The sequence below is a fragment of the Bradyrhizobium sp. CCBAU 25360 genome (assembly GCF_028128695.1).
Classification (GTDB): Bacteria; Pseudomonadota; Alphaproteobacteria; order Rhizobiales; family Xanthobacteraceae; genus Bradyrhizobium; species Bradyrhizobium ottawaense.
Genome location: NZ_LBJA01000037.1, coordinates 290,447 through 303,395, shown reverse-complemented (window position 1 = coordinate 303,395; position 12,949 = coordinate 290,447). Strand labels below are relative to the sequence as shown.

The window sequence follows — 12,949 nt, the reverse complement described above, 5'->3', positions numbered from 1 at the left end:
AACCCGCAGTCCAGGGAGCAACCAGCCATGAGCCGAGATCCGCAGGACTCGATTACACCGACGCCGCGCGAGCGCGAGCTGATGATGTTGATCGCACGGGGAATGCAGAACAAGAATATCGCCTACGAGCTCAAGATCTCGGAGAATACGGTGCGGGCGCATATCGGCAACATCATGCGCAAATACCGGCTTTCGAACCGAACGCAGATCGCGATCGTGTTCACCCTGCACGCAGCGCCATCCTCGCTACGCCGCGATCTCGCCAGGGTCGGCCATCCTCCGACGGCGACGAAGCCCGCGCAAGCCCCTGCACCACGGGTGCAGACCGCGACGGATTGAATGTCCCGGCCACAATCCCTTGCGTTGCCCGACGGGCAAAACACCCAAGGTATCGGTCAACGCGCGGCGGCGAAAATATTCCACTTTACCGAATTTCGGAAACGGCGTATGCATCGCTCAACCCGGCCCAAGGAAGAGGGGCGTATCGCGATCGTCACGAACGCGGGCCGGGCGGCGGTGGACGCAGGTGACATCGGCGCGAAGTGCTTTCGCAGGGCGGAGAGCCGTGAGCGAAAGTATCGCGCACACGACCGGTGTGATCGGCGTACGGCAAAATCGTGTGGTCCTGGCGCCCGGGGTCTGTGCGCCAAGTCTTGTGGTGATGGATGTCGTCCAACCGGACGCATCCGCCAGCCATCCGCAAGGCGACGGGGGCAATAGTGCAACGCTCCCCGGGGAGAGCACGACATAAGCCGTAAAGCCACTGCGCAGGGAAGGCCGGGATGCTCCGGTTGCCCTGTTACCCGCTGTGCATGAAGCATACGCAATCTGCTCTTGGCATGGCGGTCAATGGGAGCCAACCGGCTCCCGGCCTTCCCTGCGCCCTCTTTCAATTGAGGGTGAGGCGATGAAGCAAAGCTCGGGCGAAATGCGCTGCGAGGATGCGATCCCATGTCAGTCATTCAACAACGGTCTCGTGCCCCGGACGCAGCGCAGCGCTCTCCCGGCGATGCGAAGCATCGTCCGGTTCAGCGGTGCGCTGCAGAGCCGGGGCCCATGTAGCAGCACGTGCTGTGGCTTCCTGGGTCCCGGCTCTGCGCGGCAGCGTAGGAACGCTGCAGCGCGTCCGGGACGCGAGCTTGGCGGATGCTGTACTTCACACTCGCGTGGGGGCCGCTCCCCTCCCCAACCCTCTTGCATCGGCGACGGGCCTTGTAACAAGGCCGTCATGCAGCGAAACTAAACGAAGCTTGGGGGGCCGCGGATTGCGGCCATGCCGCCTCACCGCAGGGAGAGATTTGATGCGCCGTTCACTGGTGTTGCTGTCCGCCGGACTGACAGTGCTATCCACCGGATTTGCGTCCGCCCAGAACAACACGCCCCGCAATCTGATCCTGTTCATTCCGGACGGTCTGCGCGCGCTGAAGGTCAACCCCGACACGGCACCTGCCATGGCCGAAATCCGCGACAAGGGCGTCAATTTCAAGAATTCGCACTCGCTGTTCCCGACCTTCACCATGGCCAATGGCTCGGCGATGTCGACCGGCCATTATCTCGGCGATACCGGCGTGTTCTCCAACACGATCTGGACCAACTACACCTCCGTCCCCGCCGGCGACACCGTGGTCCCCTTCATCGAGAACGACGCCGTGCTCGGCGACATCGACGAGCATTTTAGGGGCAACTACCTCAACGAGGACACCATCCTGAAGCTGGCCCGCGACAAGGGTTACAGCACCGCAGCGCTAGGCAAGCACGGTCCGACCTATCAGTTCGATCACACCGACAAGCCTGAAAAAGCCGGCCTGCATTCGATCGTGTTCGACGACGCCACCGGCGGCAAGAACGGCGTGGCGCTGTCGGACGAGGTAAAGGACGCCCTGACCAAGGCCGGCCTGCCCACCACCACACCGCCACGCGGCGACAATTCCAAGGCGGGCGATGCCAAGACGCCGGGCACGACCGCCGCCAACGTCGCGCAACAGGCCTATTTCGCCAACGTCGCCGCCAAGGTGGTGCTGCCGATGTTCAAGGCGCGCAACAAGCCGTTCGTGCTGGTGTTCTGGTCGCGCGACCCCGATGGCAGCCAGCACAACACCGGCGACAGCCTCAACCAGATCATGCCCGGCATCAACGGTCCGACCTCGATGGCCGGCATCAAGAACGCCGACACCAACCTCGCCCAGCTCCGCAAGGCGCTGGACGAGCTCGGGCTTGCGGCCTCGACCAACATCATCGTCTCGGCCGACCACGGCTTCTCGACCATCTCCAAGGAAAGCAAGACCAGCCCCTCGGCCAAGGTCAGCTATGACGACACGCCGAAAGACTTCCTGCCGATGGGCTTCCTGGCGCTCGACCTCGCCAAGGCGCTCGACCTGCCGCTGTTCGACCCCAACGACAAGAACGCGAAGATCGAGGGCAACAAGCATCCCAAGGCCGGCAACGGCGTGCTCGGCAAGGATCCGGAAAAGCCCGACCTCGTCGTCGCCACCAATGGCGGCTCGGACCTCGTCTATCTCCCGAACAAGGACAAGAAGCTGGCGGCCAAGACCATCAAGGCGCTGCTGGCGCAGGACTACGTCTCCGGCCTGTTCGTCGAGGACTCGCTCGGCCGCTTCCCCGGCACCCTGCCGCTGTCGAGCATCAATCTGCGCGGCAGGGCAGCGACGCCGACGCCGTCGATCGTCGTCAACTTTCGCTCCTATGCCAGCGATTGCGGCGAGGCGCCGACCAACTGCTCGGTGCAGGTCGCCGACACCGTGCTGCGCCAGGGCCAGGGCATGCATGGCAGCTTCAGCCGCGGCGACACCATGAACTTCATGGCGGCGATCGGCCCGGACTTCAAAGCCGGCTTCGTCGACGAGCTGCCGGTCAGCAATGCCGACGTCGGCATGACGGCCGCCCGGCTGATGGGCCTAAGCGCGACACAGAAAGGAGACCTGGCCGGCCGCGTGATGTCGGAAGCCATGCCCAACGGCGCCGTGCCGAAGGCTCATGCCGGCACAATGAAATCCAGGCCCGCGGAGGGCGGCCTGACCACCGTGCTGAACTTCCAGCGCGTCGGCAGTCAGCGCTATTTCGACGCCGCCGGCTTCCCGGGCCGCACGCTCGGCCTCGAGCCGGACGGCGGCAAACAAAAAACGGCGGGGAAATAACCCCGCCGCTTTCGCTCGCGCCCCGCACGTGGGCGCGAGAACATCTCGGTTGTTACATGCCCAGATCTTTTACATGCCCAGGTCTTTTACATGCCCAGGTCTTTACATGCCGATGTCGAACACGTTCGGCAATTGGCCAGCCAGGGGCAGCGCGGTGGCGCCGAGGAAGGTCGCCACCATCGCCATCAGGCGGCGGTTGTTGTGGCGCTTGCCGCGCATCTGGCCGGCGATCCACTCCAGCATCTCGCTGTTGACCTTGGAGGCATAGGACGGCGCCCAGCTCTCGATCTCGGTGTCGGCCGACAGCGCGACGCTGCGCGGCGGCACTTTCAGGCCCGAGGCGCTTGCGGCATAGTGGGCTACCGCCTTGGCGAGCAAATCATCGAAGCGGCCGCCATCGGTGCGTTCGGTCGCGGCCTCGTTGATCTCGAACAGGATCTCGGCCTCAGCGCGGCTGACCGGCTGGTCGTTGACGGCGGTGGCGGTGAGGATGCGCGTGCACCAGGCGGTGTCGTCGGCATCGAGCGAGCGGGAGAAATGGACCCGGCCCTTGGTGGTCGGGCCTTCGCCCGTGATCACGCCGTCGCGCACGATGGAGAGTGCATGGGCCGCGGTATCGCGGCAGGACGGTTCAAGGGACGACGAGTCAGCAGATTTAGGCGCAGCGGCAGACATAGTTCACTTCCAGATTTCTTCTGATCGGCCAGCATTTTCATGCCGGCGTAAAGGGGTGGTTAACGATTCGATACGGGGATCGCGACTTTTCTAGATGGTTGCCAATTGGTCGCTGTCAGGACCATTTTGGTTCTAGGACGCGCCGGGCGAGCGTGATGGAAGTCATAAAAGGCATTATCGGGGCGAGCGAGACCGTGTGACCCCGGGTGGAGCTGTTTCGCCGCAGGTGCCGGTGTAACAATAAGTTGCTAGAAAATCGGCCCTTCAAGGAAGGAATTCACATTTTACTTTAACCGGTTCAGTTGGCGTTCACTTGGCGTTGTAAGACCCCTATAATGAGGGGGACGGCCAGAGACAAATTCTCCAGTATATTCAATGTGATGAGGTAGGACCATGACACTTCCGATCGGCACCACCGCACCCGACTTCGAAGCCGAGACCACCGAAGGGAAGATCAAGTTCCACGACTGGATCGGCAACAGCTGGGCGCTGTTGTTCTCGCACCCCAAGGACTTCACGCCGGTTTGCACGACCGAGCTCGGCGCGCTCGCCAAGCTGAAGCCGGAATTCGACAAGCGCGGCGTCAAGCTGATGGGCCTCTCGGTCGATCCGGTCGACCGCCATGCCAAATGGTCGGAAGACATCAAGGAGACGCAAGGCGCGGCCCCGAACTATCCGATGATCGGCGACACCGATTACAACGTCTCGAAGCTGTACGGCATGTTGCCGGCCGCGATCTCGGGCGATCCCCTCACCCGCACCGCCGCCGACAACCAGACGGTCCGCAACGTCTTCATCATCGGGCCGGACAAGAAGATCAAGCTGGTGCTGGTCTATCCGATGACGACGGGTCGGAACTTCCAGGAGATCCTGCGCGTGATCGACTCGCTGCAGCTCACCGCCAAGCATCGCGTCGCGACGCCGGCCGACTGGAACCAGGGCGAGGACGTGATCATCGCAGGCTCGGTCTCCAACGACGAGGCCAAGACGATCTACCCGCAGGGCTGGAAAGAGCCGAAGCCCTACATCCGCATCGTGCCGCAGCCGAAATAACAACGAACTGTCATTCCGGGGCGGTGCGAGGCACCGAACCCGGAATGACGCTGTGAATTTCGAGCCCTGCTTTACGCCGCCCGCACGCGATCCAGAAAACCGTCGACCTCGGCCTTCAGATGCAGGCTCTCGCCCGACAGCGCCTGGGCTGAGGCAAACATCCGGCTCGAGGTCTCGCCGGTCTCGCTGGCGCCCTTGGCGGCGTGGCGGACATTGACGGCGACGTCGGCCGTGCCCGAGACCGCCGCGCGAACGCTTGCGACGATGTTGTGGGTCGCGCTTTTCTGCTGCTCGACCGCAGCCGAGATCGAGCCGGCGATGCCGCTGATGCGCTCGATGGTCTGGCCGATCGCCTTGATGGCGACGACCGATTCCTCGGTCGCAAGCTGCATGCTGGCGATCTGGTTCGAGATTTCGTCGGTCGCCTTGGCGGTCTGGCCGGCCAGCGTCTTGACCTCCTGGGCCACCACCGCGAAGCCGCGACCGGCATCGCCCGCACGCGCGGCCTCGATGGTGGCGTTCAGCGCCAACAGGTTGGTCTGCTCGGCGATCGAGGTGATCAGCTTGACGACGTCGCCGATGCGCGCGCCCGCTTCGGAGAGCTGTGCGATGCGCTGATCGGTCGCCTCGGCCTGCTGCACCGCCTCGGCTGAAATCTGGTTGGATTCCTGCACGCGCCGGGCGATCTCGGAGATCGATTGAGACAGCTCGTCCGAGGCCGACGCCGCCGAACGCACGTGCTCGGAGGCGTTTTCGGACGCGCCCGCCGACTGCGCCGACAGATCTGCGGTGGAGCGCGCGACGTCGGTCAGCTGCCGCGCCGCACGCTCGAACTCGCCTGACGAGGCCAGCACCTTGTCGAGGATGCCGCCGACGCTGCCGCGGAACTCCTCGACGAAGCTGCGCAGGTCGGATTTGCGCTGCTCGGCCGCCGCGGCCGTGGCTGCCGCCTGCTCGCTGCGCATGCGCGCCCGTTCCAGCGAATTGCTCTTGAACACGGCGACCGTGCGGGCGATCTCGCCGATCTCGTCGGCGCGATCCTCGCATTCGATCGCGACGTCGCTCTGGCCGTTGGCAAGCGCTGTGAGCGAGCGCGTGACCGAGGTGAGCGGCCGGGTGATGCGGCGGACGACCAGCAGGGTCAGGACCAGCACCAGAAGCGCGGCGAGGCCCGCGGCCGCCGCCATGCTCTCGATCGCCTGGGCCAGCATGCTCTCGTACTGGATCATGGGGATACCGACATAGAGGATGCCGACGACCTTGCCGGCCGCATCCGCGATCGGGAAATAGGCCGTCATGAACGATTTGCCGAACAGCGTGGCCGGCCCCTTATAGGCCACGCCACGGCGCAGCGGCGCCTGCCCCGGATGATCGGCGGCAAGTTGGGTGCCGACGGCGCGGTCGCCGTTTTCCTTTTTCACATTGGTGGAGCGTCGCACGAACTGCCCGCTCGCATCGTCGAACACGAACAGGGTCGCATTGCCGCCGACATAGGACACCGCGCGATCGACGATGGCGTGATCCCCGAAGTCAGGCATCTTGGGGATCTCGGCGCGCGCCACCGTGCCATCCTTCATCGTGATCTTGGCGGCCGGAACGGTCTCCGTGAAGGCCAGTGCCAGCGTGCGCAGATTGACCTCGATGTCGCGCAAGGCGCGATCGTTGAAGGCGGACGTCAGCGACCAATAGCCGGCGCCGACCACAAGCGCGGTGTTCATGGCGATCAGCAGCACGGCGCACAGGACCGCCTTGGTGCCGAGCTTGAATTGCGGCAGGAGTTTTGCCGTCGAAAGATTGGACATGGATGGAACTACCCCCGTAATTCCTGCATATTCGTGCAGTCGGCTTACGGCCGCATTAACGACAGTTCACATCGCCGCGCGCGGCATGGTTTCCAAATCGTAAATGAGGACGCCCCTGACCACGCCGAGCGCGCCTGTCATCGTCTGGTTTCGCGATGACCTTCGTCTGTCCGACCATCCCGCCCTCCATGCTGCCGTGAAAGCCGGTGCGCCGGTGGTCTGCCTCTATGTGCTCGACGAGGCCGCCGGGCGCCCGCCGGGCAGCGCAGCGCGCTGGTGGCTGGCGCAATCGTTGCGGGCGCTTGGCGCCGAGATTGCCACGCGCGGTGGATCGCTCGTCCTGCGCAGGGGACCGGCGGCCAAGGTCGTCGCCGAATTGGCCCGCGAAAGCGGTGCCCGCGCCGTCCACTGGAATGGAATTGCGCAGGCGCCGCATCAGGCAGTTGAGAGGCAGCTCGAAGCCGCACTGGCAAAGCTCGGCATCGACTCGCAAAGCTTCCCCGGCGACCTCCTCGTCCAGCCCTCGGCGATCCGCAACAAGGAAGGCCGGGGCTTGCGCGTATTCACGCCGTTCTGGCGGCGGGTGCTGTCGCTCGTCGATCCGCCAAAGCCCTTGCCCGCGCCGAAGCAGCTGCGCCCTGGTCCAAAGATCGCCAGCGATCGACTTGAAAGCTGGAAGCTCGAGCCGACCAGGCCCGATTGGGCGGGCGGCCTGCGCAAGACATGGACCCCGGGCGAAGCCTCCGCGCGGACACGCCTGCGCGACTTCCTCAAGCACACCGCGCGCCGCTATGTCGGCGATCGCGACCGCCCGGATCGAGAGGGCACCTCAAGCCTGTCGCCGCATCTGCGCTTCGGCGAGCTCAGCCCGCGCCAGGTCTGGCATGCCGCACGGTTTGCCGCGGACGAAGATCCGGTACTCGGGCCCGGCATCGAAAAGTTCCTGAGCGAGCTCGGCTGGCGCGAATTCTGCCGTCACCTGCTCCACGACCATCCCGACCTCGGCACCGACAACCTGCAAACGAGCTTCGACGGCTTCCCCTGGAAGGGCGACAAGAAGGCGCTTGCGGCCTGGCAGCGCGGGCACACCGGGTACCCCATCGTCGACGCCGGCCTCCGCGAGCTCTGGCACACCGGCGTGATGCACAACCGGGTGCGGATGGTGGTGGCGTCGTTCCTGGTCAAGCACCTCTTGATCGACTGGCGCGAGGGCGAAGCCTGGTTCTGGGACACGCTGGTCGACGCGGATGCCGGCAGCAATCCCGCCAACTGGCAATGGGTCGCCGGCTGCGGCGCCGACGCCGCGCCCTATTTCCGCGTGTTCAACCCGCAGCTCCAGGGCGAGAAGTTCGATCCGGATGGAACCTACGTTCGGCGCTGGGTACCGGAGTTGAAGGACATGCCAACCAAGCTGATCCATCGGCCCTGGCAGGCCACGCCGATCGAGCTTGCGAGCGCGGGCATCACGCTCGGCAAGACCTATCCGCAGCCGATCGTCGATCATGCCAAAGGGCGCGAGCGTGCACTCGCCGCCTACGCAAAGATCCGCAGAAGTTGAGCGCCGCTTTGACACAATTTCGAAACCCGCTATCGTCATCGCGCCAATCAAACCGCGGGGGACGATATGGACGACGATAAGCCGATCACCGAACAGGCGATGGAGACGATCACCACAGCCGTGGAAGCGACCAAGGACGCGGCGGTCATCGCCGTCAAGAAGGTCAGGAAAGCCGCCAAGAAGGTCGCGAAGAAAGTAGCGCCGAAGAAGGCTTCCAAGAAGAAGGCCAAGAAAGCCTCGAAGAAGAGTTCGAAGAAGGCTGCAAAGAAGTCGTCGAAGAAAGCGGTCAAGAAAGCGACCAAGAAAACTGCAAAGAAGGCCGCCAAGAAAGCGGCCAAGAAAACCGCCAAGTCGAAAAAGAAGGCTCGGAAGGCCAAGCGCTGATCGGGGCGCTCGAGCAGGTCTCCGGGTGCGGGCGCGCCCGGAGACAGCAGCTGGGATACCCTACCCTCGCGGCTTGGATGCGCGCCGGCCAGGGTGATGCTCTCCCTTCGGATCACGGAATTCGCTGCGATGACCGCGGCGGTCCTCGGCCTTGAAGCGCCGCCGCTTTTCCGGTGAGCCGAACTGCTTGATCATCCGCCTGCCGTTGACCTTCTTGATGACGTAGCCACCCTCGGTCATCGAGAACGGCGCCTTGAGCGATCCCATGTGGTCGAATTTGGTGCCGCGGGGATGCTCGAAGGGCTCGAACCAGGACGGATAGACAAAGTTCGACATCGGGAAGCCGTTGACGAGGAAAGAGTCCTCCTCCACGGCGTCGCAGACCTCGTAGGCATATTGGGTGTGGCGGGTCCTGTCGGCCCACAGATTGGCCATGGGGTCCAGCACCATCTCGAACAGCTCGTGCGATGCCGCCAGGCTGACGGGATCGTCCTCACCCAGCGCCTTCAGGAATATCTTCGAGATCGGCTGTCCCCGATGCGTCAGCTCGTGCCGTCCGAGGAAGTTCTTGTGGCTGGCGTCGTCGAAATAGACGAGCTGCCAGTCCGTCGGCTTCGGCTTGCGGGTGACGTCGAGATCGACCGGGTAGCCCCAGACGGGGAGGAAATGCTCGTCGTAGCATTTCTGGAGCGCGGCTGTGAGCTTGGCCATCATCCGGTCGCTCATCATCTCCTCCGCGTAGTTGATGCAGGCAATCCGGACCGGCTTCAACGATCTGCCGAGCAGCGCGCGCCTCGCCTTCTTCATGGAAATCACCGTGTGAATGTGAAACTGAAATGCGTTCAGCCTAACACGGACCTGCCGCGCACGTCAGGGATGTATCCCGTCGCCCGCTCCATCCGCCTAGAAGCGCCTGTTGACGACGAACACGGCGGCCGCGCACATCCCCATGCCGGCAATCGCCAGCGCGTCGAGCTTCTCTCCGAACAGCAGATAAGCCATCAGCGCGGTCACGGCGGGCACCAGATAGAACAGGCTCGCGACCGAGGTCGCCGCAGCGTGGCGGATCAGCCAGTACAATAGCCCGATCGATCCGATCGAGAGCGCGACCGCGAGCCAGCCGAGCGCGAGCATGAACTCCCGCGTCCAGTGCACCACGCGGTCTTCGAACAGGAAGGCCCCGATCGCGAAGAAGATGGTGACGGACACATATTGCACGAGATTGCCTGAGCGCCAGTCGATCTGGTTGCAGTAGCGGCGCTGATAGAGCGTGCCGAGCGTGATGCTGATCAGGGAGACGACCGAGGCAAGCCAGCCGAGACCGGCTTCACCGGTCATGGGACGGTTGTGCAGGATCATCACCACGCCGCCGAGGCCGAGCACGAACCCGGCCCATTGCACCGGCGTCACCTTCTCGCCGAGCCAGCGGTTGGCGATGGTCGAGGTCAGGATCGGCTGCAGGCCCGGAATCAGCGCGGAGAGCCCGGCCGGAATCGAATGCGCGATCGCGATCGCGGTGCCGCCGAGATAGAAGCCGTGGACGAGAATGCCGGCGACCGCGCTGTGCGCGATGCCGGTGCTGTCAGGCCATTTCGGCCGCGCGATCGCCGCGATGATCGCCATCAGGCCGACCACGATCGCCATGCGGATGGCGAGATAGGTCAAGGGATCGGCATTGTTGACGACGTATTTGGTGCCGATGAATCCGGTGCTCCAGAGCAGGACGAACAGGATCGGCGCGGTGCGGGCGGTCAGGGCTTCTTGATTATGGTTCATTGCCGCCCTCATTGCCCCACCGGGGGCTATGCGGCAATGCGAATTTCGTGCGGACGATGCTGCGCTGCGACGGACGATGGCGGCTCAGTTCAGCCGCTCACCATTCTTCCGGACAGGGGTCGATGATCTTCCAGAGCTCGACGCCGTTCTTGATCTTCTTCATGTCGGTGGTGAGCCCGCCATTGCGGCGGATCCAGTCCTTCACCTTGTCGGGGTAGTAGGACATCAGGTCGGACGTGCCCTCGGAGCTGGTGACCTTGATGCCGAAGGTGAAGGCCTTGTCGTAATAGGCCTGGTGGAAGCCGAGGCTTGCCCGCGGCGTCACGCAGATCTTGTTCATCGGCACCATACCGAGCACCAGCGTGCAGGCCGAGTTGCAGATGCCGTCGATGATGACGCGCTCGCCCTTCTCGCGGACGCGCTTGTACTTGGTCTTGTATTCCTCGACATAGCCGCCGTGGTCGCGGGTGATATGCAGTTCGGCCCGCGCCGGCGTGGCGGCGGCGATGGAGAGCAACAGCAGGCTCAGAAGCGTGATGCGCATGGCGGCGTGACGGCGAAAGCCTTCAGGAATGAACCGGCTTCGAAGGACCCGCGAAATGAGCCCCTAGGCCGGCAACAGGATTCTTAACCGAATAGTCTTTGGTCATACTTGTGTGGGGAATTCGTTAAGCATCCCGAAAAGGCCAAAAATGGGCAGCCTTCGACCGCATGTCGGGCAATTCTGTCACACCCACCCGGGAATCTGAGGGATTAGCCCCGATTTCCGGGCGCCGGACGGGTGCCCTGGAGGTGCGAAGTGGCTATAGATGGCTGACCACTTCGTGCGGGTTCCGGAGAATCGAGATGAGCAAGTTGACGCTTGTAGCCGCGGTTGCTGCCCTGTCGGCCGCAATCCTAGCCCCTGGCCTCGCGGAGGCGCGGGGACATCACCGGCACCACCGCCATTACGCCAATCCGCTGCCCTACCCGATCAGCTATCTGCACAATTACGGCCCCGGCATCACCCCCGGTACCTTCGCCTTTTACGACGGCCCGTCGACCAATCATTGCTACCAGAGCGCGGCCGCCTATGTCGGCCAGGACCGCCGCCGGCACCCCTGCTACTGAGGGGCGCTGGCGCGGCCTCTGCGGGCGCCTCTATTTGGCGGCGCCCGACAGCAGCAATTGCTTCTCGATCTCGTAGACCGGCAGCTTGACGAGGTCCTTGCCGACCTCGCCCCGCAGCGCCTTGCGCATGACGTCCGAATAATCGGCGCGGATCATCCCGAGCGCGCGCGGTGAGGCCACCATGGTCAGGGCCGTGGTCTCGCCGGAGCTGACGGCGGCATCGAGCCGGCCGGCAAGGCTGCGCAGGAAGGCGCGCTCGGCCTCATCGTGCCAATCGGTCTGCTCGGCCGAGCTGCGCAGGCCGCCGGCAGCGGCATGCAGGCGACCCGGCGCGTCGCTCCCTTGCGCGCTGGTCATGGGATTGGGCTGCTCGTGCACCTCCCTGGTGTGAAGGTTCGGAAACATCTCGTCGCCGAGGTTTTCCAGAATGAGCGCCTTGCGCCCATCGCACACGACCAGCCAGCCGCCCTTGTCTAATCTCATCTTGTCCATTGCACAGCTCCAAGCAACCTGTGAGCCGGCTCTCCGAATTGGTCGAAGGACTGGCCACGCGACAAGACTACGAACGAAGCCCCGACGGCGAATTGCGCAGGATCAAGAACCGCATCGATGTCCTGCGGGGCCATCGCAGCGCGGGCCGCAGCATTGGTCACTCGCGCGAACCTGGGATAGTCTGGCGGGGTCGAGGTCAGGCCTGCGGCGGACCGGCTGAAGATTTGTTCATCAGCATTACATTTCGGTTCCGCCACAATTTGATCAGAACAACTTCGATATCCTGGATCGCGTCAGCGGAGGAAGACATCATGAATCTCAAGATCGGCCTCGTCGCCGCAGCCCTGTTCGGCGCCATGTTTGGCGCTTTGGCGACATCGCCGGCGGCGTCTGCCATGCCCATCGCGCCCGCGCCTGCGACGCCGCGGGCCTCCGGCATCGAGCAGGTCCGCATGGTCTGCGACGCCTGGGGGCGCTGCTTCTGGCGTCCGAACTACTATGGGTATTACGGGCCCCGGCCGTATTACGGCCCCCGGTATTATGGGCCGCGCTATTACGGTTACGGTCCACGCTATTATGGCCCACGCTATCGCCGCTGGTGACATCTGAAGGGGCCCTCGGGGCCCCTTCGCTTTTGCGAGATCATTCCTTGCGCGGTCATCACCAGCCTGGATCGATTCCAAAACTGATCTAGATCAAGGATGAAATCGGCACGCACCGTCATTCTACGGTGATGGCGGACTTGATCGTTTTTCGATGCCCCCAGACGGGCATGAACGTACAGACGGATCTTGAGAAGCAGCTGAGGCAGGAGAGACGGAGCTTTGCATCCTTCGCCTGTCCCGCCTGCACGCGGCTGCATTTCATCGACCTCGCCTCCGGCCAGCCGATGAGCCGGGAACGTTGACGGCCACATCGATCTGGACGGACGTCATGGCATGATG

13 protein-coding genes are annotated in these 12,949 nt (G+C 63.9%); 7 read left to right on the top strand and 6 right to left on the bottom strand.

Annotated elements, in window-relative coordinates:
- Nucleotides 1–27 precede the first annotated feature (27 nt).
- Both XH81_RS15730 and XH81_RS15725 read left to right on the top strand, forming a co-directional pair.
- A complete protein-coding gene (locus XH81_RS15730; RefSeq protein ID WP_097668596.1) occupies nt 28–339 on the top strand; it encodes a response regulator transcription factor in 312 nt (103 codons plus the stop codon).
- A gap of 962 nt (nt 340–1,301) precedes the next feature.
- Complete coding sequence (locus XH81_RS15725) at nt 1,302–3,155, top strand: alkaline phosphatase family protein (protein ID WP_028140951.1); 1,854 nt, start codon at nt 1,302–1,304, stop codon at nt 3,153–3,155.
- 102 nt (nt 3,156–3,257) lie between these two features.
- On the opposite strand, the gene XH81_RS15720 is transcribed toward XH81_RS15725, so the two are convergent.
- On the bottom strand, nt 3,258–3,830 hold the full coding sequence (locus XH81_RS15720) for a hypothetical protein (protein ID WP_028140952.1): 573 nt from the start codon (nt 3,828–3,830) through the stop codon (nt 3,258–3,260).
- Between the two features lie 393 nt (nt 3,831–4,223).
- On the opposite strand from XH81_RS15720, the gene XH81_RS15715 reads away from it, so the two are divergent.
- Nucleotides 4,224–4,883 carry a peroxiredoxin gene (locus tag XH81_RS15715; RefSeq protein WP_028140953.1) on the top strand — a complete coding sequence of 220 codons (660 nt, stop codon included), beginning with the start codon at nt 4,224–4,226 and terminating at the stop codon, nt 4,881–4,883.
- 71 nt (nt 4,884–4,954) lie between these two features.
- Here XH81_RS15715 and XH81_RS15710 read toward each other — a convergent pair whose 3' ends face one another.
- Nucleotides 4,955–6,685, bottom strand: coding sequence for a methyl-accepting chemotaxis protein (locus XH81_RS15710; RefSeq protein ID WP_028140954.1), 1,731 nt, complete (start codon nt 6,683–6,685; stop codon nt 4,955–4,957).
- A gap of 103 nt (nt 6,686–6,788) precedes the next feature.
- Here XH81_RS15710 and XH81_RS15705 point away from each other — a divergent pair, with 103 nt between their 5' ends.
- Both XH81_RS15705 and XH81_RS15700 read left to right on the top strand, forming a co-directional pair.
- Complete coding sequence (locus XH81_RS15705) at nt 6,789–8,243, top strand: cryptochrome/photolyase family protein (protein WP_080670093.1); 1,455 nt, start codon at nt 6,789–6,791, stop codon at nt 8,241–8,243.
- 66 nt (nt 8,244–8,309) lie between these two features.
- Nucleotides 8,310–8,627, top strand: a complete 318-nt coding sequence (locus XH81_RS15700) for a hypothetical protein (protein ID WP_049801995.1) — start codon at nt 8,310–8,312, stop codon at nt 8,625–8,627.
- Between the two features lie 60 nt (nt 8,628–8,687).
- Here XH81_RS15700 and XH81_RS15695 read toward each other — a convergent pair whose 3' ends face one another.
- The 3 genes from XH81_RS15695 to XH81_RS15685 all read right to left on the bottom strand — a co-directional run bounded on the left by XH81_RS15695 (nt 8,688) and on the right by XH81_RS15685 (nt 10,947).
- Nucleotides 8,688–9,434, bottom strand: a complete 747-nt coding sequence (locus XH81_RS15695) for a hypothetical protein (RefSeq protein WP_028140956.1) — start codon at nt 9,432–9,434, stop codon at nt 8,688–8,690.
- Nucleotides 9,435–9,530: 96 nt separating this feature from the next.
- Nucleotides 9,531–10,403, bottom strand: coding sequence for a DMT family transporter (locus XH81_RS15690; RefSeq protein ID WP_028140957.1), 873 nt, complete (start codon nt 10,401–10,403; stop codon nt 9,531–9,533).
- A gap of 97 nt (nt 10,404–10,500) precedes the next feature.
- A complete protein-coding gene (locus tag XH81_RS15685; protein WP_028140958.1) occupies nt 10,501–10,947 on the bottom strand; it encodes a hypothetical protein in 447 nt (148 codons plus the stop codon).
- A gap of 302 nt (nt 10,948–11,249) precedes the next feature.
- Between XH81_RS15685 and XH81_RS15680 the strand changes: the two genes are divergently transcribed.
- Nucleotides 11,250–11,513 carry a hypothetical protein gene (locus XH81_RS15680; protein ID WP_028140959.1) on the top strand — a complete coding sequence of 88 codons (264 nt, stop codon included), beginning with the start codon at nt 11,250–11,252 and terminating at the stop codon, nt 11,511–11,513.
- A gap of 30 nt (nt 11,514–11,543) precedes the next feature.
- Here XH81_RS15680 and XH81_RS15675 read toward each other — a convergent pair whose 3' ends face one another.
- Entirely contained in the window at nt 11,544–12,005 is a 462-nt protein-coding gene (locus XH81_RS15675) for a host attachment protein (protein WP_028140960.1), read from the bottom strand.
- A gap of 311 nt (nt 12,006–12,316) precedes the next feature.
- Between XH81_RS15675 and XH81_RS15670 the strand changes: the two genes are divergently transcribed.
- A complete protein-coding gene (locus XH81_RS15670; protein WP_028140961.1) occupies nt 12,317–12,607 on the top strand; it encodes a hypothetical protein in 291 nt (96 codons plus the stop codon).
- Nucleotides 12,608–12,949 lie beyond the last annotated feature (342 nt).